Origin of the sequence: Nonomuraea sp. NPDC004580 (genome assembly GCF_040609855.1) — a bacterium.
In the GTDB taxonomy this organism is placed as follows: Bacteria; Actinomycetota; Actinomycetes; order Streptosporangiales; family Streptosporangiaceae; genus Nonomuraea; species Nonomuraea salmonea.
In genome coordinates this window covers 25,315-43,557 of record NZ_JBEXLH010000059.1, presented here as the reverse complement: position 1 = coordinate 43,557, position 18,243 = coordinate 25,315, and the positions used below count along the sequence as shown (strand labels likewise).

Sequence of the window (18,243 nt, the reverse complement as noted above, 5' to 3'; positions counted from 1 at the left end):
GATCAGCATGACCGCCAATCTGGCCATCGACCTCGACCGGTCAAGCCCCGTGCCGCTCTACTTCCAGGTGGCCGAGCAGATCGCCGAGGCGATCCGGCGAGGCGACCTCGCGCCGGGCTCGCGGCTGGACAACGAGATCCTGCTGGCCGACAAGCTCGGCCTGTCGCGGCCGACGATCCGCCAGGCCATCCAATATCTGGTGGACAAGGGCCTGCTGGTGCGCAAGCGCGGCGTCGGCACGCAGGTGGTGCACGGCCAGGTCAAGCGCTCGGTCGAGCTGACCAGCCTCTACGACGACCTGCGCAGGGCGGGCCAGGAGCCGGCCACGCGGGTGCTGGCGCTGGAGCCGCGCCCGGTGGAGGAGGACATCGCCGCCATCCTGGGCGTCGAGCCGGGCTCACAGATCCTCTACCTCGAGCGGCTGCGCTTCGCGGCCGGCGAGCCGCTGGCGGTGCTGCACAACTGGCTGCCGCTGGGCCTGGCCCAGCTCAGCGCGGCCGACCTGGAGAGCCGCGGCCTGTACGAGCTGCTGCGCGGCGCGGGCGTGCGGATGCGGGTGGCCAACCAGCGCATCGGCGCGCGGGCCGCGGGGCAGGCCGAGGCGCGGCTGCTGGAGGAGCGCAGGGGCGCGCCGCTGCTGACGATGGTCCGCACCACCTACGACGACCAGGGCCGGGCGGTCGAGCACGGCTCGCACGTCTACCGGGCCTCCCACTACTCCCTAGAGGTCACCCTCATCGAACGCTGAGGCGGCGCGGCGGCGCAGATAGAGCGTGGTGGCCACGCCGAACACCAGGGCCGCGGCGAGCCCGGCCCAGGAGAAGCCCTTGAGCCACTTCTCGGCCACCAGCCCGAGGTAGTAGATGACCGCGGTGGTGCCGGCCGCCACCCACGCGGGGTGCACAACGCCCTTGGCGGCCAGGATGGCGCTGCTGAGCTCGATCTGGCCGATGTTCACCGGACATTTCGCTCGGATCACGTTCGTTTCAGTCGGGCCGTAACCCTTGGCAAGTGCCCTTCCCGACTTCTAAGGTGCAGTGCAATGCCACACATTACTGGGATGGTTCATGACGTCTAAGCAGGTCACGCCACCGGCCGGCGCGGTGCGCCTACGTAAGGAGGCAGCCTCGGGGGCCGTGCGTCCGCTGTCCGGGGTGCGCATCACGGGGGGTCTGCTGCGCCACTGGCAGCGCCGCAACAGCACGGCCACGATCCCGCACACCATCGAGCAGCTGCGCGCGGCCGGCAACGTCGCCAACCTGAGCCGGCTGCTGGAGCAGGACCCTCCGCCGTACCGCGGCCGCTACCCCTTCCTGGACACCGACCTCTACAAGACCCTGGAGGGGCTCGCCTACGAGCTCGGCGACGGCACCGCGGAAGAAGGAGTGCGCGACTTCTACGAGGAGGTCGTCACCCTCCTCGAACGGGTCCAGGCCGACGACGGCTACCTCAACTCCTTCTTCCAGGACCCGGCCGCCGCCAAGAAACCGTGGGAGGACCTGGCCTGGGGCCACGAGCTGTACAACCTCGGCCACCTCATCCAGGCCGCCGTCGCCGCGCACCGCCGCATGGGCGACGACCGGCTGCTGCGCATCGCCCGCCGCTTCGCCGACCTGGTGACCGAGCGGTTCGCCGGCAGCGGCGTGTGCGGGCATCCCGAGGTGGAGATGGCGCTGGTCGAGCTGTTCAGGGAGACCGGCGAGCGGTCCTACCTCGACCTGGCCGCCGCGTTCGTCGACCGGCGCGGCTCCGGGCAGCTCAAGCACAGCATCTTCCCCGGCGACTACTTCCAGGACCACGTGCCCTTCCGCGAGCTGCCCTCGGTGACCGGTCACGCGGTGCGGATGGCGTACCTGGCGGCCGGCGCCGCCGACGTGCTGCTGGAGACCGGCGACGCCACGCTGGCCGAGGCGCTGGAGCGGCTGTGGGACGACATGGTCGCCACCAAGCTCTACATCACCGGCGGGCTCGGCAGCCGCCACTCCGACGAGGCCATCGGCGACCGCTACGAGCTGCCCTCCGAGCGCGCCTACAGCGAGACCTGCGCCGCCATCGCCCTCATGCAGTGGGCGTGGCGGATGTTCCTGGCCACCGGCGCCGCCTCCTACCTCGACGTGTTCGAGCGGGTGCTCTACAACGCCTACGCGGTCGGCCTGTCCGCCGACGGCCGCGCGTTCTTCTACGACAACCCGCTGCAGCGCCGCCCCGACCACGAGCAGCGCAGCGGCGCCGAGGCGGGCGGCGAGCCGCTGCGCCGCGCCTGGTTCGGCTGCCCGTGCTGCCCGCCGAACATCGTGCGCTGGATGGCCCAGCTCGCCGACTACGTCGCCGCCGAGCGGGACGGCGCCGTCCTCGTCGCCCAGTACGCCACCGCCCGGATCGAGACGGCGGAGCTGGCGCTGGCGATGGAGACCGGCTACCCGTGGGACGGCGACGTGCGGCTCACCGTCGAGCGGGCTCCGCAAGGCGCGTACGGGCTGGTGCTGCGCGTGCCCGGCTGGGCGCGCGGCGCGAGGCTCACCGTCAACGGCGCGGGCGTCCCCGCAGAACCGGCCGGCGGCTGGCTCACCGTCGAGCGCACCTGGGCGGCCGGCGACGAGGTCCGCCTCACTCTGCCCATGCCGGTCAGGGCGCACGGCTCGCACCCCTACCTCGACGCCACCAGAGGCGCGCTCAGCCTGGCTCGCGGCCCCCTCGTCTACTGCGTCGAGCAGCACGACAGCCCCCAGGCCGGCGTGGACGACCTGCTCGTCGGCGTCAGCGACGCCGCGGCGGCATCGACCAGGCAGGACGGCCTCGCGCCCGGCGCGATCGTGCTGGACGTGGCAGCGCACCACGCTCCCCCGCCTCCGGCCGAGCTCTACCCCGAACTGCCGTCCCCCGGGACGGCGCCGCCCGGCACGAAGGTCCCCGCGACCTTCGTCCCCTACTTCCTGTGGGGCAACCGCGGCCCCGCGGCCATGCGGGTCTGGGTCAGGACCCCCGACACGACCAACGGAAAGAAGGCGACATGAGGAGATCGGCGGCGCTCACCAGCGTCACGATGACCGCCGTGCTGGCACTGTCGGCATGCGGCGGCGGGGCCGCCCCGGGCCCCGGCGGCGGCACCGGCGCCACCGGCCAGGCGGCCACCCCCGCCACAGGCGGCACCGTGCACGTCCTGGCCAACGCGGACTTCTCCCACCTGGACCCGGCACGCGGCTTCGACGGCGGCGTCAACAACTTCTACCGGCTCATCTACCGGGGCCTGACCACGTTCGGCGCCGGGCCGGGCGCCGAGGGCACGAAGATCGTCCCCGACCTCGCCACCGACACGGGCACCCCGTCCAACGACGCGAAGACCTGGACCTTCACCCTCAAGGACAACATCTTCTTCGAGGACGGCACCCCCATCACCAGCGAGGCCGTCAAGTTCGGCTTCTCGCGCGCCTTCGACCCCGAGGCCGGCATCGGCTCCCCCTACGGCAGGCTGCTGCTCGACGCCCCCAAGGACTACAAGGGCCCCTACCTGTCCGGCGACCTCGACACCATCGAGACGCCCGACCCCAAGACCGTCGTCATCCACCTGAAGAAGCCGTACGCCGACTTCCCGAGCGCGCTGGCGCTGCCCAACTTCACCCCCTTCCCCAAGGGCACCGGCGCGGGCGCCGCCTTCGACAGCAAGCCGATCGCGAGCGGCCCGTACAAGGTGGCCTCCTACCAGCGCAACGCCTCGCTCAAGCTGGAACGCAACCCGCAGTGGAAGCCCGAGACCGACACCGTGCGCGCGGCCAAGCCCGACGCGTTCGAGTGGACGTTCGGCCTCGACCCGGCCACCATCGACGAGCGCATGCTCGCCGGCCAGGGCACCGACGCCGACGCCATCGGCCAGAGCATCCAGGCCGCCACGGTCGCGCGCGTGCAGACCCCGCAGATCAAGGCCCGCACGCTGTCCGGCCTCAACGGCTGCACCACCTACATGGGGCTCAACACCACCAAGAAGTACCTCAAGGACGTCCGCGTCCGGCAGGCCATCAACCACGCCATCGACAAGGACACCATCGTCGCCGCGATGGGCGGCTCCACGCTGGCCGAGAAGGGCACCTCGATCCAGCCGCCCACCGTCGCCGGCCGCGTCGACTACGACCCCTACCCCTACGACGTCGCCAAGGCCAAGCAACTGCTGGCCGACGCCGGCCTGTCGGGCGGCTTCTCGCTGATCCTCGACACCAGGGCGCAGCCGAAGATGGCCGCCGTCTCGGTCGCCGTGCAGGAGGCGCTCAAGCAGATCGGCATCGACGTCAAGATCAACAACATCGACACGTCGACCTACTACGAGGTCATCGGCACCCCCGCCAAGCAGAACGACATGGCCGTGACCGGCTGGTGCCCCGACTGGGCGTCCGGCGCGACGTTCCTGCCGCCGCTGTTCGACGGCCGCAACATCACCTCCAAGGGCAACTCCAACCTCGCCCAGATCAACGACAAGGCCATCAACGCCAAGATCGACGAGATCGCCGAGATGCCCGACGTCGAGCAGGCCAACGCCGCCTACGGCGAGCTGGACAAGCAGATCATGGAGCTGGCCCCCGTCGTGCCGCTGGCCTACGAGAAGCTCATCCTGGTCAACGGCGCCAACATCGCCGGCGCCTACCAGTCCAACTCCTACTCCGGCGGCATCGACCTGGTCTCCGTCGGGCTGGCGAAGCCGACGAAGTAGATGACGGTCGCAGCGCATCCAGAGCAGGTGGCGGGCGGCACGCCCGCCACCTCGGGCCGGCGCGTCCTGCGCGTGCTGCTGCGTGATCGGGGCGCCGTGCTCAGCGGCGCCTACCTCGCGCTGATCGTCCTCATGGCGATCGGCGCGCCGCTGATCAGCGCGATCACCGGGCACGGCCCCAACGACTTCGACACGGCCGCGGTCAACACCGACCTGGGCGGCGTCCCGTACGGCTCGCTCGGCGGCATCAGCTCCGAGCACCTGCTCGGCGTCGAACCCCAGAACGGCCGCGACATCCTCGCCCGCATCGCCTACGGCGCCCGCGTCTCCCTCATCATCGCGATCTCCGCCACCGCCCTCACCACGCTGCTCGGCGTCGTGCTCGGCATGCTGGCCGGGTTCTACCAGGGCTGGGCCGACCAGGTGATCTGCCGGATCATGGACTTCCTGATGGCCTTCCCCGCGCTCATCTTCATGATCGCCATCCTGTCGGCGCTGCCCCAGGGCAACCGGCCGGTGCTGCTCGTCGTGGTGATCAGCGTGTTCGGCTGGCCGTACCTGGCGAGGGTGGTGCGCGGGCAGACGATGACGCTGGTCAACCGGGAGTTCGTGGAGGCCGCGCGCGCCTCCGGCGCCTCCACGGGGGCGCTGGTGTTCAAGGAGATCCTGCCCAACCTGCGCAGCTCCCTCATCGTCATGACCACCCTGGCGGTGCCCGGCTACGTCGGCACCGAGGCCGGCCTGTCGTTCCTCGGCGTCGGCGTCACCCCGCCCACCCCGTCATGGGGCCAGATGATCGCCAGTTCGGTCGGCTGGTACGCCGTCGACCCCATGTACTTCGTCATCCCCGGCGCGTTCCTGTTCCTCACCGTCCTGTCACTGACCGTGCTGGGCGACCGCGTCAGGGCCGCCTTCGACGCGGGGGAGGCCTCATGATGGCCCGCTACGTGGCCGGCCGCCTGGCCGGCGTCGTGGTCATCCTGTTCCTGGTGTGCCTGTTCACGTTCGTGCTGTTCTTCACCCTGCAGCCCGACCCGGCCGTGATGATCTGCGGCAAGACCTGCACCCCGGAACGCATCGACCAGATCCGCGGCGTGCTCGGCCTCGACCGGCCGTTCCTCGCCCAGTTCCTCGGCTTCGTCGGCGGCATCTTCGCCGGCCGTGACTACGGCGAGGGCGCCAACCTCGTGCACTGCGCCGCGCCCTGCCTCGGCTACAGCTTCCAGACCAACCAGTCCGTCATGGACATGGTGATCGAACGGCTGCCCGTCAGCGCCACCGTCGCCGTCGGCGCCGCCGTGCTGTGGCTGCTCGTCGGCATCGCCGCCGGCCTGCTCAGCGCCGTCAAGGAGGGCACCTGGCTGGATCGCACCGCGATGGGCCTGGCGCTCGGCGGCTCCAGCATCCCCAACTACGTGCTGGCGCTCGCCCTGCAGTACGTGCTCGTCGTCCAGCTCCAGGTGCTGCCGTTCCCGCAGGCCGTGGCGTTCTCCGACGACCCGGTGGTGTGGTTCCAGTCGTACCTGATGCCGTGGATCGTGCTGGCCACCGGCTACGCCTGCCTGTACGCCCGCCTCACCCGCGCCAACGTCATCGACACCCTCGCCGAGAACTTCATGCGCACCGCCAGATCCAAGGGCCTGTCGCCGGCGCTCACCCTGCGCAGGCACGCGCTGCGCCCCGCGCTCACCCCGATCGCCACGATCTTCGGCATGGACTTCGCCGGCCTGCTCGGCGGCGCCCTCATCACCGAGACCGTGTTCGGGCTGAACGGCGTCGGCAAGATGGCCGCCGACTCCATCGCCAAGAACGACCAGCCCGTCATCATGGCGGTCACGCTGCTGGCCGCGTTCTTCGTGGTGGTCGGCAACGTCGTGGTGGACCTCGTCTACACCCGGCTCGACCCGAGAGTGAGGATCACGTCGCCATGAGCGAGCTGCTGGAGGTGGAAGACCTCACCGTCACGTTCCCCACCACGCGCGGCCCCGTGGACGTGGTCAGGAACGTCTCCTTCACCGTCGGCAGGGACGAGACCGTCGGCATCGTCGGCGAGTCGGGCTCCGGCAAGTCGATGACCAGCCTGGCCGTCATGGGCCTGCTGCCCAAGGGCGCCCGGACCAGCGGCAGCATCAGGCTCGACGGCGCCGAGCTGCTCGGCCGTCCCGAACGGGAGCTGCGCAGGATCCGCGGCGACCAGATGTCGATGATCTTCCAGGATCCGCTGTCGTCGCTGAACCCGTACTACACGGTCGGGCTGCAGATCGAGGAGATGTACCGCGCCCACCGCGACCGCTCAAGGAAGGCCGCCCGCCAGGTCGCCATCGACGCGCTCGCCCAGGTCGGCCTGCCCGACCCGGACAAGCGCGCCGGCCACTACCCGCACCAGTTCTCCGGCGGGCAGCGCCAGCGCATCATGATCGCGATGGCGCTGGTGTGCCGGCCCAAGCTGCTCATCGCCGACGAGCCCACCACCGCGCTCGACGTCACCGTGCAGGCCCAGATCCTGCGCCTGCTGGCCGACCTGCGCGAGCAGAGCGGCACCGGCATGATGTTCATCACCCACGACCTGGCCGTGATCAGCTCGATCGCGACCCGCGTCCTGGTGATGCGCCGCGGCGAACAGGTCGAGTACGGCACCGCCGAGCAGGTCTTCGCCGAACCCCGCCACGCCTACACCCGCATGCTGCTGGAAAGCATCCCGCGCATCGACGACGAGGTGGTCACATGACGCTGCTGCGCGCCACGGACCTCACCAAGAGGTTCGTCACCCGCGGCCCGCTCGGCGCGAAAGCCGAGTTCACTGCCGTGGACCGGGTCAGCTTCGAGGTACGCCTGGGCGAGACGCTGGCCGTCGTCGGCGAGTCCGGCAGCGGCAAGTCCACCACCGCCCGCATGATCGCCAAACTCATGGACCCGACGGAAGGCGCCCTGGAGTTCGACGGCGAGGACGTCACCCACGCCAAGGGCGAGGCCCTGGCCCGCTTCCGCGGCAACGTCCAGGTCGTCTTCCAGGACCCGTTCTCCTCGCTCAACCCCCGCCACACCGTCGAACGCATACTCAACGCGCCGCTGCTCTACCAGGGCCGCACCCCCAAGGGCGGCCGGCGGGCGCACGCCAAGGAGCTGATGGAACGCGTCGGCCTCAACCCCGACCACTCGCTGCGCTACCCCGCGCAGTTCTCCGGCGGGCAGGCCCAGCGCATCGGCATCGCCCGCGCCCTGGCCGTCGGCCCCAAGCTGGTGATCTGCGACGAGGCCGTCTCCGCGCTCGACGTGTCGGTGCAGGCCCAGATCATCGAGCTGCTGCTGCGGCTGCAGCGCGAGAGCGGCTTCAGCTACGTCTTCATCGCCCACGACCTGGCCGTGGTCCGCCAGATCGCCCAGCGCGTCGCGGTCATGAGCAAGGGACGCATCGTCGAGCTCGGCGACACCCGGCAGGTGTTCGGCGACCCCCAGGACGAGTACACCCGCACGCTGCTGGCCGCCATCCCCCGCATCAACCCCGAATGGGACCGCCGCAGGAGGGAACACACATGATCACCGCCACCTACGTCATCCCCGGCATGCGGGTGCGCGACCACGTCGAACGGGTGCCGCTCGACTGGTCCGACCCCGGCGGGCCCACGATCGAGGTGTTCGCCCGCGAGCTTGTGGACCCGGCCCGCGACCGCGACGACCTGCCCTGCCTGCTGTTCCTGCAGGGCGGCCCCGGCGGCAAGGGACCCCGCCCGGTCGGCACGTCGGGCTGGCTCGGCCAGGCGCTGCAGACGTACCGGGTCGTCCTGCTCGACCAGCGCGGCACCGGCCGCAGCTCCCGCATCGACGGCCGGACCATGAGCACGCTCACCGCCGAGCAGGGCGCCGCCCACCTCGCGCACTTCCGCGCCGACTCCATCGTGGCCGACGCCGAACACCTGCGCACCACCGTCTTCGGCGGGCGCCGCTGGTCCACCCTCGGCCAGAGCTACGGCGGCTTCCTCACCCTCACCTACCTCTCACGCGCCCCGCACGGCCTGACCGCCTGCTACGTCGCAGGCGGCCTGCCCTCAACCGACCCCGACGCCGCCGAGGTCTACCGCCGCACCTATCCCCGCGTGGCCGCCAAGAACGCCGAGTTCTACCGCCGCTACCCCCACCACGCCGAGACCACCGCGCGCCTGGCCGACCGGCTCGCAGAAGGCGACGTACGGCTGCCCGACGGCGACGTCCTCACCGTGCGGCGCCTGCAGTCGCTCGGCATCGACTTCGGCATGAAACCCGGCTACGAACGCATGCACTGGCTGCTCGACGAGTCCGACGGGCTGCCCGACACCTTCCTGCACCAGGTGCTCGCCCGCTCCTCCTACGCCGACAACCCGCTGTTCGCCGCCCTCCAGGAGAGCATCTACGGCTCGGGCCCCGGCGCCACCGCCTGGGCCGCCCAGGCCGAACGCGAGCGCCACCCCGCCTTCGCCGAGGACGCCAGGCCGCTGCTGTTCACCGGCGAGATGATGTACCCCTGGATGTTCGAGGAGATCCGCGTCCTGCGGCCCTTCCGCGGCGCCGTCGAGCTGCTCGCCGCCCGCGACGACTGGCCGCCCCTCTACGACACCGACCGGCTGGCCGCCAACGACGTGCCCGTCGCCGCCGCCGTCTACTTCGACGACATGTACGTCGACTCGGGCCTGCAACTGCAGACCGCCGCCCGCGTCGGCAACACCCAGACCTGGGTCACCAACGAGTACGAGCACGACGGCATCGGCGACGACCGCGTCTTCGCCCGCCTGACCGAGCTCGTACGCCGCCAAGGAGGAGGAATCACCGGTGAGTGACGGCAGACTGCCCCGGCTGGCGGAGATCCCCGCCTTCACCGACTACATCGCCCAGGGCTGGGACTCCCCCGCCCGCACCCCCGGCCTCGTCCCAGGAGCCGCCGAAGCGGCCGCCGCCCACCGCGACCGGCTGGCCGCCGCGCTGCCCGGCCGCACCGTCGTCGTCGCCGCCGGCCACGCCCCCACCCGCTCCAACGACACCGCCTACGACTTCCGCGTCGACAGCGACTTCTCCTGGCTGACCGGCTGCGCCGCCGAGAACGCGATCGCCGTCGTCCGCGACGGCGCCGCCACCCTCTACCTGCCGCCGCCCGCCCGCCCCGGCGAGCCCGGCTTCTTCTCCGACGCCGCCTACGGCGAGCTGTGGGTCGGCCCGTCCCCCTCGCTCGCCGAATGGGCGGCCGCGCTCGGCGCCGAGGTGCTGCCGCTGCCCGACTATCCGGGCACCCCGGCGGGCGCGCTCACCGGCGACGACGCCGAGCTGCGACGGACGCTCGCCGAACTCCGCATGATCAAGGACGGGTGGGAGGTCGCGCAGCTCCGCGAGGCCGTGGACCGCACCGTCGAAGGCTTCTCCGCCGTCGCCGCCGAACTCCCCGCCGCCATCCGCGCCGGCGGCGAACGCTGGCTGCAGGGCACCTTCGACCGGTACGCCCGCACCTACGGCAACGGCCCCGGCTACGCCTCCATCGTCGGCAGCGGCCCGCACGCCCCCACCCTGCACTGGGTGCGCTGCGACGGCCCCGTCCTGCCCGGCGAGCTGCTGCTGCTCGACATGGGCGTCGAGACCCGCTCCCACTACACCGCCGACGTCACCCGCACCATCCCCGCCTCCGGCGCCTTCACCCCCGCCCAGCGGCAGGTCCACGACCTCGTCGAGCGCGCCCACCGGGCCGGGCTCGCCGAGGTCGCGCCCGGCCGGCCGTTCACCGCCTTCCACCACGCCGCCATGGAGGTCATCGCGCGCGGCCTGCACGACTGGGGCCTGCTGCCCGTCTCCGTCGACGAGGCCCTGTCCGCCGACGGCCAGCACCACCGCCGCTACCTCGTCTGCGGCATCGGCCACCACCTCGGGCTCGACGTGCACGACTGCGCCCAGTCCCGGCACGAGGCCTACCACGGCGCCACGATGGCGCCGGGCATGGTGCTCACCGTCGAGCCCGGCCTGTACTTCCACGCCCATGACCGCACCGTGCCGCCCGAGCTGCGCGGCATCGGCGTACGGATCGAGGACGACCTGCTGGTGACCGCCGGCGGCGCCGAGAACCTGTCGGCCGCGCTGCCCATCACGGCGAGCGGCCTGGAGAACTGGACCAAGGAGAGAACATCATGACCGCCCCCACCACACCGGTGTGGCACGGCGTGCACGTCGCCACCGCGCTGCCCTTCCACGACGACCTGTCGGTCGACTACGACGCCTACGCCGAGCACGTCCGCTTCCTCGCCGCCGGCGGCTGCGACGGGGTGTGCCCCAACGGGTCGCTCGGCGAGTACCAGACGCTCACCGACGCCGAACGCGCCCGCGTCGTCCGCACCGCCGTCGAGGCCGCGCCCGACGGGTTCCACGTCATGCCGGGCGTGGCCGCGTACGGGGCCGCCGAGTCGCGGCGCTGGGCCGAGCAGGCCGCCGAGGCCGGCGCCTCCTCCGTGCTGCTGCTGCCGCCCAACGCCTACCGCGCCGACCGGCGGGCCGTCGTCGCCCACTACCGCGAGGTCGCCAAGGCCGGGCTGCCGGTCATCGCCTACAACAACCCCCTCGACACCAAGGTCGACCTCACCCCCGACCTGCTGGCCGAGCTGCACCACGAAGGGCTCATCGTGGCGGTCAAGGAGTTCAGCGGGGACGTGCGCAGGGCGTACGAGCTGGCCGAACGCGCGCCCGGCCTGGACCTGCTGATCGGCTCCGACGACGTGCTGCTGGAGCTGGCCATCGCCGGCGCGGTCGGCTGGATCGCGGGCTACCCGAACATGATCCCCAGCGCCACCGTCGAGCTCTACCGCCTCGCGGTCGCCGGCGACGTCGCCAAGGCCCTGCCGATCTACCGCGACCTGCACCCGCTGCTGCGGTGGGACTCCAAGACGGAGTTCGTCCAGTCGATCAAGCTGTCGATGGACCTGGCCGGCCGCAAGGGCGGCGCCTGCCGCCCGCCCCGCGTCCCCCTCACCACCGATCAGGCCGCCCAGATCACCCGCCAGACGACCGAGGTGCTCGCCAAGGGCTACCGCTGACCGCTGCTCACCCCGGGTGGTAGCGGGCGTGGGCGGCGGACGCGGCGAGGGCGGCGGCGCGGGCCGCCTCGGTCGGCGTGAACGGCAGCCCGGGCCGCCGCACCAGCAGCGCCCTGTCCGGGTTCACCGAGACCACCATGGTGGTGTTGGGATCGGCATCGTCGTCCACCATGGTGTCCCCCGGCCGCCGCCACTCCACGTCGGAGGCCCGCAGCAGCTCGCCCAGCGCCTCGGGCAGCCTGCCGGGATCGTCGCCGACCCGCTGCGCCAGCACGAGCGCCTGGACGCCCGGGTCGGTGAGGTCGGTGACCCGGGCGGGCACGATCACCACGTCATGACCGCCCGCCTCGGTCAGCGCCGCGGCGAGCATCTGAGGCGCGAGGTCGCGCGGCGCCTCGATGACGAACTCGTCGAGCGCGTCGCACCCGGCGGGCGTGATCGCGCCGCCCCCGGTCGGCGCGATGTGCAGTGCCAGGATGTTGCACCCGAGCCGCCCGAACGCGCCCGCGACGGTGGCCAGCCGCCCCGGCCGCTCCACCACCCGCATCCGGATCCGCCAGAGGGTCATGCCCCGCCCGCTGACCTCAGGAAGCGCTGCCTTCTCGCGCCGCACCGCACGCCCGGCCGGGCGGCGGTCTCCCAGGCGGCCGTGTCCCAGGCGGCCGTGTCCCAGCCGGCCGTCTCCCCGGTGGCCGTGTCCCCATCTGCGGTATCCCCATCTGCGGTGAACCGCCGCCCCGACGATCAGCGCCGCGCCCAGCCCGACGAGCACGACGGGCCCAGGCTCCTGATGCCCGAGCAGGGTGGCGAGCAGGTGCGCCAGACCGACCGCGACGAACAGCGCGGCGATCTCGACCAGCTCCCGCCACCAGGCCCGCTCGGGAAGGTGCGGCGGTCCGGAGCCGGGGCGAGACGTTACTTTGGGTGCATCACTCATGACCCTCAGTCTGCGGCACCCGTGTTACCTGATCACGGGCGTCCGCGTTGCGACCGCATTAAACCGCGTGCACCACCCCGGCACCTGATCTCAGACCCGTTCCACCTCGATGACGAGCGCGGACGTCGCCGGCATGGCGGGCGCGGGCAGCCCCAGCTCGCCCAGCACGGCCCCGGACAGCCGGACGGGCCCGGCGGCCCAGTCGGGCAGCAGGGTGCGGGCGGGCACGGGCCCGGCCAGGCGCACCTCGTACGTGGCGGCGGGGTCCAGCCCGGGCAGCCGCAGCGGGCTGGGCCCGACCTCCAGCCGCGAGCCGGCCTGCACGTACGCGAACACGCCCCGCTCGGGCAGCACCACGCCGTGCAGCAGCGACGTCGGGTCAGGATGGTCGGCCCGCACGACCCGCCCGGCGTGCAGCACGGGCCGCAGCCGCTTGTGCAGCGCGATCCAGGCGGTCAGCTCCGCCAGCTCCTCGGCGCTTGCCGAGGTGATGTCCCACTCCACCCCCATGTGCCCGAACAGCGCGGTCGCCGCCCGGAACGTCAGCGGCAGCATCCTGCCGGTGCTGTGGTCGCGGGGCGCGCCGACGTGGCTGCCCATCCGCTCCGGCGGCACCAGCAGCCCGGTCCAGCGCTGGATCTGCTGGCGGTCGAGCGCGTCGTTGCAGTCGGACGTCCACACCCGGTCGGTGCGCGCCAGGATGCCGTAGTCGATGCGCGCCCCGCCGGACGAGCACGACTCGATCTCCAGGCCGGGGTGACGCTCGCGCAGCTCGTCCAGCAGCCGGTAGGTGGCGAGGGTCTGCGCGTGCACGCCGGGCGCGCCGTCGTGCACAGGCTCGGCGATGTCGCGGTTGTGGTCCCACTTGATGTAGTCGAGCCGGTATTCGCGCACCAGCGCGTCGATCCGCTCCAGCAGGTACGCGTACGCCTCCGGCCTGGCCAGGTCGAGCACCTGCTGGTTGCGCTGCGGCGGCGGCATCCGCTCCGGCCGGGCGAGGATCCAGTCGGGGTGCTCGCGGGCCAGGTCGGAGTCGGGGTTGACCATCTCGGGCTCGAACCACAGCCCGAACTGCATGCCCAGCTTCCGCACCCGGTCGGCGAGCGGGTGCAGGCCGTCCGGCCAGACGCCTTCGTCCACGTACCAGTCGCCGAGCCCGGCCCGGTCGTGGCGGCGGTGCCGGAACCAGCCGTCGTCCAGCACGAACCGCTCGATGCCGGCCGCGGCGGCCCGCTCGGCGAGCTCCAGCAGCCGGTCGAGGCCGTGGTCGAAGTAGGTGGCCTCCCAGTTGTTCAGCGTGACCGGGCGCACGGGCAGCGGGCGGGCGCGCAGGTGCTCGTGCAGCCGCGCCGCCGCATCGTCCAGACCGCTCCCCGACCAGGTGAAGAACACCCACGGCGTCCGGTACGTCGCGTCCTGTGCCAGCACGACCTCGCCCGGCTCCAGCAGCTCACCGGCGCCCAGCAGCGACACGCCCTCGGGCAGCCGCTCGGCGTAGTGCACGTGGTCGCCGCTCCAGCCGGCGTGCACGGCCCACACCTCGCCCCCACGGAACCCGAACCCGCCGGTCCCGGCGATCAGCAGCCCGGTGCCGTCGTGTCCTGTGCGGCCCCGCCGGTTCTCCCGCGACCACACCCCGCGGGTGAACTCCCTGCGCTGCGGCACCTTCTCCAGCGCCCACCGGCCGGTGAAGTCGAGCAGCTCGCCGGCGCGGGCCGGCACCGGCAGCGTGCACACCAGCCCCTCCACCCGGTACGGGGACGCGGCCGTGTTCGTCACCGCGTGCCGCATGCGCACCAGCCCGCTGCCCTCCATGACCAGCTCGCACACCAGCCGCAGCCCGGCCCGCTCGTCGGCGGCCGTCACGGTCACCGTGCCGCCCGCGCCCGGCTCCGCCGCGACGTCGAGCCCTTCCACGCTCCAGCGGACCGGCCAGTGCTCGCCGTCCCGGACGCCGGACAGCCCCGGCCTGCCGTACCAGGACTCGGCCTGGGCGGGCAGCAGCGACGGCGCGGGCGCGCCCGGCGAGGGGGCCAGCACCACCGCCAGGTCCTGCCCTGCTCCCGGGTCCGCGCCGAAGTGCCGTGCCCGGGGCAGCCCGGGGCCGGAGGCGTCGAGCACCAGCGCGGCACCGGCCGCGGAGAGGATCACAGGAGACAAGTTCGGGGCTCCAATCTGGGGGCGGGCACTGAGGCCCGGTTTTCACCGTTCACGACGTTATCGTCCCGAGTGGGGCCGATGCACTAACCCCGGCTGGCCTAAATCCCCACGATCGTTTAGGTTAGGCTCACCTAATAACTTCGTTGGAGGATTCCGGGGATGACCGAGCCCTTTCGCATGTTCGACGTACGAGTGGACCGGCTCGAACGCCTCAGCCCGTCCTTCCTGCGCGTCACCTTCACCGGCGACGACCTGCACGAGTTCGCCGACAACGGCTTCGACCAGCGGGTGAAGCTCTTCCTCCCCGGTGCTGAGCACGGCATGACGTACCTGCCCAAGGGCCCCGACTGGTACCAGCGCTGGCGCGAACTGGACTCCGGCAGGCGCAACGTGATGCGCACCTACACCGCCCGTACGGTCCGCCCGCAGGCCGGCGAGGTCGATGTGGACGTCGTCATGCACCCCGACGGCGGCCCCGCCGCCCGCTGGGCCGATCAGGTGCGGCCCGGCGACGTCGCTGCCCTCCTCGGCCCCAACGGCGTCCACGAGGGGCCGCACGGCGGCCTGGAGTTCCGGCCGCCCACCGGTACCGGCTGCGTGCTCATCGCCGGCGACGAGACCGCCGTGCCCGCCATCTGCGCCATCCTCGAACGCATCCCCGCGCACCTGGCCGGCGAGGTGCTCATGGAGGTGCCCCTCGACGCCGACGTCCTGCCGATCACCGAGCCCGCCGACATCAAGGTCACCTGGCTCGCCAGGAACGGCGGCGAACGCGGCGCCGAACTCGTCCCCGCCGTCCGCGCCGCCGCCGCCCGCCTGCTCCCCCCGCTGTCCGCCGCCCCCGACTCCTTCGAGGACGTGGACGTCGACACCGACGAACTGTGGGAAGTCCCCCAGGACACAGCCGACCACGGCCCCTTGTACGCCTGGCTGGCCGGCGAGGCCGGCGTCATCAAAACGCTGCGCCGCCACCTCGTGGCCGAACGCGGCATGGACCGCCGAGCAGTCGCCTTCATGGGCTACTGGCGCCAGGGCCGCGCCGAGAACACCGGCTGACCCCGCCACCGCCCCTCGGCCACCCTCGCCAGTCCCCGGCAACCGCCGACCCCTGCCCGCAGCGTCGTCCACCGGGTTCCCGTGGGCGACGCTGTCGGAAGGCGGGCGTCAGTGCGGCTCCGGGGAGCCTCCCTGCACGAGGCGGCGCTGGGCCGGGCTGGGCGGGTGGGCCCACGTCATGCCAGGGCCGTCGGCGGCGAGGAGGTCCGTGACCGCCTCGCGCAGCACGTCCTCGGCCGGCGCGTCCGGCCGCAGCTCGCGCACCTCGCGGCAGCGGTCGAGGACACGGGCCAGGTCCAGCATGAGCGTGTTCGGCCGGCCCGCCTCCACCTCCGGCGCCGCTTCCTCGGCGGTGTGCAGGGGCTTGACGGGCGTCCCGTTGACATGGGTCCTTCCGCCAGGCCCGCTCTCGTCCGGTCCGCCGTCGGCCGAGCCCGTCTTCCCCGCCGGCGCCGCCGGGGCCGGGGCCGGGACGCGGATGTGCAGCGCCCCGAGCCTCGTCTCCGCCGCCCAGAGACCCCGCCCCTCGGCCCCGCTCACCGCCGTCCCGTCCACAGCCGCGTCGGCCACCACCGTCCCGCCCACGTTCGCGTCAGCCACCGCAGTCGCGCCCGCACCAGCGTCGGTCCCTGTCGCGCTCACTCCGGTACCGGCCACCGCCGCGTCGGCCGCTGGCACGCCCGCGCCGGCACCGGCCACCGCCGCGTCAGCCGCCCTGTCAGCCGCCGTGTCAGCCGCCGTGTCAGCCGCCGTGTCAGCCGCCGCCGTGCTCACGCTGGAACCGGCCACCGCCGCGCCGGCCGCGGTCGTGTGGGCCACCATCTCCGCCACCGTCTCCGCCACGACCTCGGCCACGACCTCGGCCACCGCTGCGGCGAGGCGGTCGGCGTTCATGCCGTCCAGGTCCGCCACGTCGTCCAGATCGTCGGCGGGCAGGCCGCCGCGCAGGTGCAGGACGCCCGGCCGTTCGGTGGCCGTGAACTCGTCCATCAGCTCCGCGACCGTGCCCTGCGGGTCGTGCAGCGCGGCGTCCCCCCGGGCCGCGAAGGCGTCGGCGAGCAGGCGCAGGGAGACCGACCGCGGCGGCTCGTACGCCACCACCACCTCCAGCTCCCCGTCCACCCGGATCGCGCTGCCCGAGTCGTGGTACGCCCGCAGGCCCTCCACGAAAACAGCCTCCGTGTCGGGCGGCAGCAACCCGCCGAGAGGCTCCGCCTCGAACCTGTCTCCGGCCCCACCCTCCACCGGATCCCGGCGGAACCACCAGACCACCGCACCAACCACGGCGGCGGCCAGCACTGTGACTGCGATGAACACGATGTCGTCCGCTTTCCCTCGTACTCGGCAAGCGGTAGCAGCGTAGTGTGACCAACCCCGACAAACCCGAATATTCCCACAAATAACGATCAGGTCGCCGCGCACGTCGCCCGGGATGAAATTTCTTTCACGTGGTAACCGGAATTGACTTGTCCAAGATTTCTCCTGTCCATCCGGACAAGAACGGGCGGGTCCGCGCCCACGTCAGGATGACCCCGGCCGTGTGAGAAGAGCGCGGATCGGCACATGGATCCTCTTCACCTGACCACCAGCCGCCACAACGGAACCCAGATCGTCAGCGTCTCGGGCGAGCTCGGCATCCTCCTCTCCGTGCACGACCGGGCGCTCAGCCGGCACACGCCCGTACACCGCGTCAACCTCCCGCCCCCGATGCGCCGCCTGCTCCGGATCCCCGGCCTCGACCGACACCTGACCTGGTGACGGTCAAGGTGAACGGGCGCGCATCCCGTCGCACACCACGTCCGCCAGCCGGACCGCCCCGCCCCTGGCCCGCGCGCCGCGCTCGGCGACGAGGCAGCCGCGCAGCAGGTCGAGCGCGTCCCCCGCGGTGAGGTCGGCGCGCACCGCGCCCACCCGCTGCGCCCGCACCAGCAGCCGGCCCAGAGCGGCGGCGAAGTCACCGGCCAGCGTGGAGCCCGGCCGCAGCGGCATCGCCGCGCCGCTGTCCAGCATGTCGCACAACGCCTGGTTGACCGCCGCCTGCTCGACCACTCCCGCGAACCAGCCGAAGAACGCCCGCCCGGCGTCCTCGGCGGTGGCGAGCGCGCGGGCGTCGGCCACGAACCGCTCGATCCGCCCCAGCAGCACCGCCTCGAACAACGCCTCCTTGGTGGGGAAGTGCCGGTAGACGGTGCCGACCCCGAACCCGGCGCGGCGGGCGATCTCGTCGAAGGAGATGGTCAGGCCGTCACTGGCCAGCGCCTCCTGCGCGATCTGCAGCACCCGCTCCCTGTTGCGCCGGGCATCGGCCCGCAGCGGCCTGGCGGCGCCGTGATCGTCGCCCAAGATCTCCA

General features: G+C 72.5%; 17 protein-coding genes. 12 read left to right on the top strand and 5 right to left on the bottom strand.

Annotated elements, in window-relative coordinates:
• Positions 1-7 precede the first annotated feature (7 nt).
• Positions 8-748: a GntR family transcriptional regulator gene (locus tag ABZW11_RS37590; RefSeq protein ID WP_355428250.1), complete on the top strand. Its 741-nt coding sequence runs from the start codon at positions 8-10 to the stop codon at positions 746-748.
• Here the strand turns inward: ABZW11_RS37590 and ABZW11_RS37585 are convergent.
• Positions 722-958: a hypothetical protein gene (locus ABZW11_RS37585; protein WP_355428247.1), complete on the bottom strand. Its 237-nt coding sequence runs from the start codon at positions 956-958 to the stop codon at positions 722-724. The genes ABZW11_RS37590 and ABZW11_RS37585 overlap by 27 nt on opposite strands.
• 109 nt (positions 959-1,067) lie before the next feature.
• Here ABZW11_RS37585 and ABZW11_RS37580 point away from each other — a divergent pair, with 109 nt between their 5' ends.
• The 9 genes from ABZW11_RS37580 to ABZW11_RS37540 are packed head-to-tail and all read left to right on the top strand — an operon-like array spanning position 1,068 to position 11,739.
• A complete protein-coding gene (locus ABZW11_RS37580) occupies positions 1,068-3,014 on the top strand; it encodes a beta-L-arabinofuranosidase domain-containing protein (protein ID WP_355428244.1) in 1,947 nt (648 codons plus the stop codon).
• Entirely contained in the window at positions 3,011-4,699 is a 1,689-nt protein-coding gene (locus ABZW11_RS37575) for an ABC transporter substrate-binding protein (protein WP_355428241.1), read from the top strand. Before ABZW11_RS37580 ends, ABZW11_RS37575 begins: the two co-directional genes overlap by 4 nt.
• Positions 4,700-5,635, top strand: a complete 936-nt coding sequence (locus ABZW11_RS37570; protein WP_355428239.1) for an ABC transporter permease — start codon at positions 4,700-4,702, stop codon at positions 5,633-5,635. It begins immediately after the preceding gene.
• Positions 5,632-6,630 (top strand): ABC transporter permease, encoded by a 999-nt coding sequence (locus tag ABZW11_RS37565; protein WP_355428236.1) that lies wholly within the window; start codon positions 5,632-5,634, stop codon positions 6,628-6,630. Before ABZW11_RS37570 ends, ABZW11_RS37565 begins: the two co-directional genes overlap by 4 nt.
• Positions 6,627-7,427, top strand: a complete 801-nt coding sequence (locus ABZW11_RS37560) for an ABC transporter ATP-binding protein (protein ID WP_355428233.1) — start codon at positions 6,627-6,629, stop codon at positions 7,425-7,427. The genes ABZW11_RS37565 and ABZW11_RS37560 overlap by 4 nt, the downstream gene beginning before the upstream one ends.
• On the top strand, positions 7,424-8,236 hold the full coding sequence (locus ABZW11_RS37555) for an ATP-binding cassette domain-containing protein (protein ID WP_355428230.1): 813 nt from the start codon (positions 7,424-7,426) through the stop codon (positions 8,234-8,236). Before ABZW11_RS37560 ends, ABZW11_RS37555 begins: the two co-directional genes overlap by 4 nt.
• Positions 8,233-9,510 (top strand): alpha/beta fold hydrolase, encoded by a 1,278-nt coding sequence (locus ABZW11_RS37550; RefSeq protein WP_355428227.1) that lies wholly within the window; start codon positions 8,233-8,235, stop codon positions 9,508-9,510. The genes ABZW11_RS37555 and ABZW11_RS37550 overlap by 4 nt, the downstream gene beginning before the upstream one ends.
• A complete protein-coding gene (locus tag ABZW11_RS37545) occupies positions 9,503-10,843 on the top strand; it encodes an aminopeptidase P family protein (protein ID WP_355428224.1) in 1,341 nt (446 codons plus the stop codon). The genes ABZW11_RS37550 and ABZW11_RS37545 overlap by 8 nt, the downstream gene beginning before the upstream one ends.
• Positions 10,840-11,739, top strand: coding sequence for a dihydrodipicolinate synthase family protein (locus tag ABZW11_RS37540; protein ID WP_355428221.1), 900 nt, complete (start codon positions 10,840-10,842; stop codon positions 11,737-11,739). Before ABZW11_RS37545 ends, ABZW11_RS37540 begins: the two co-directional genes overlap by 4 nt.
• Positions 11,740-11,746: 7 nt before the next feature.
• Here ABZW11_RS37540 and ABZW11_RS37535 read toward each other — a convergent pair whose 3' ends face one another.
• Together ABZW11_RS37535 and ABZW11_RS37530 are read right to left on the bottom strand one after the other, a co-directional pair.
• A complete protein-coding gene (locus tag ABZW11_RS37535; RefSeq protein ID WP_355428218.1) occupies positions 11,747-12,676 on the bottom strand; it encodes an ACT domain-containing protein in 930 nt (309 codons plus the stop codon).
• A gap of 90 nt (positions 12,677-12,766) precedes the next feature.
• The gene (locus ABZW11_RS37530; RefSeq protein ID WP_355428215.1) at positions 12,767-14,827 is read right to left on the bottom strand and encodes an alpha-galactosidase; all 2,061 of its coding nucleotides are present in this window, start codon (positions 14,825-14,827) and stop codon (positions 12,767-12,769) included.
• Between the two features lie 168 nt (positions 14,828-14,995).
• On the opposite strand from ABZW11_RS37530, the gene ABZW11_RS37525 reads away from it, so the two are divergent.
• On the top strand, positions 14,996-15,892 hold the full coding sequence (locus ABZW11_RS37525) for a siderophore-interacting protein (protein WP_355428212.1): 897 nt from the start codon (positions 14,996-14,998) through the stop codon (positions 15,890-15,892).
• Positions 15,893-16,000: 108 nt separating this feature from the next.
• On the opposite strand, the gene ABZW11_RS37520 is transcribed toward ABZW11_RS37525, so the two are convergent.
• A complete protein-coding gene (locus ABZW11_RS37520) occupies positions 16,001-17,209 on the bottom strand; it encodes a hypothetical protein (protein WP_355428209.1) in 1,209 nt (402 codons plus the stop codon).
• Positions 17,210-17,455: 246 nt separating this feature from the next.
• Between ABZW11_RS37520 and ABZW11_RS37515 the strand changes: the two genes are divergently transcribed.
• Entirely contained in the window at positions 17,456-17,650 is a 195-nt protein-coding gene (locus tag ABZW11_RS37515; protein ID WP_355428206.1) for a hypothetical protein, read from the top strand.
• A gap of 3 nt (positions 17,651-17,653) precedes the next feature.
• Here the strand turns inward: ABZW11_RS37515 and ABZW11_RS37510 are convergent, their stop codons facing one another.
• Complete coding sequence (locus tag ABZW11_RS37510) at positions 17,654-18,235, bottom strand: helix-turn-helix domain-containing protein (protein ID WP_355428203.1); 582 nt, start codon at positions 18,233-18,235, stop codon at positions 17,654-17,656.
• Between the last annotated feature and the right edge of the window lie 8 nt (positions 18,236-18,243).

Bases quoted from the DNA above. Each gene is read 5' to 3' on its own strand.
- ABZW11_RS37590 (WP_355428250.1), top strand. From the start codon at position 8: ATGACCGCCAATCTGGCCATCGACCTCGACCGGTCAAGCCCCGTGCCG.
- ABZW11_RS37580 (WP_355428244.1), top strand. From the start codon at position 1,068: ATGACGTCTAAGCAGGTCACGCCACCGGCCGGCGCGGTGCGCCTACGT.
- ABZW11_RS37575 (WP_355428241.1), top strand. From the start codon at position 3,011: ATGAGGAGATCGGCGGCGCTCACCAGCGTCACGATGACCGCCGTGCTG.
- ABZW11_RS37570 (WP_355428239.1), top strand. From the start codon at position 4,700: ATGACGGTCGCAGCGCATCCAGAGCAGGTGGCGGGCGGCACGCCCGCC.
- ABZW11_RS37565 (WP_355428236.1), top strand. From the start codon at position 5,632: ATGATGGCCCGCTACGTGGCCGGCCGCCTGGCCGGCGTCGTGGTCATC.
- ABZW11_RS37560 (WP_355428233.1), top strand. From the start codon at position 6,627: ATGAGCGAGCTGCTGGAGGTGGAAGACCTCACCGTCACGTTCCCCACC.
- ABZW11_RS37555 (WP_355428230.1), top strand. From the start codon at position 7,424: ATGACGCTGCTGCGCGCCACGGACCTCACCAAGAGGTTCGTCACCCGC.
- ABZW11_RS37550 (WP_355428227.1), top strand. From the start codon at position 8,233: ATGATCACCGCCACCTACGTCATCCCCGGCATGCGGGTGCGCGACCAC.
- ABZW11_RS37540 (WP_355428221.1), top strand. From the start codon at position 10,840: ATGACCGCCCCCACCACACCGGTGTGGCACGGCGTGCACGTCGCCACC.
- ABZW11_RS37535 (WP_355428218.1), bottom strand. From the start codon at position 12,676: ATGAGTGATGCACCCAAAGTAACGTCTCGCCCCGGCTCCGGACCGCCG.
- ABZW11_RS37525 (WP_355428212.1), top strand. From the start codon at position 14,996: ATGACCGAGCCCTTTCGCATGTTCGACGTACGAGTGGACCGGCTCGAA.
- ABZW11_RS37515 (WP_355428206.1), top strand. From the start codon at position 17,456: ATGGATCCTCTTCACCTGACCACCAGCCGCCACAACGGAACCCAGATC.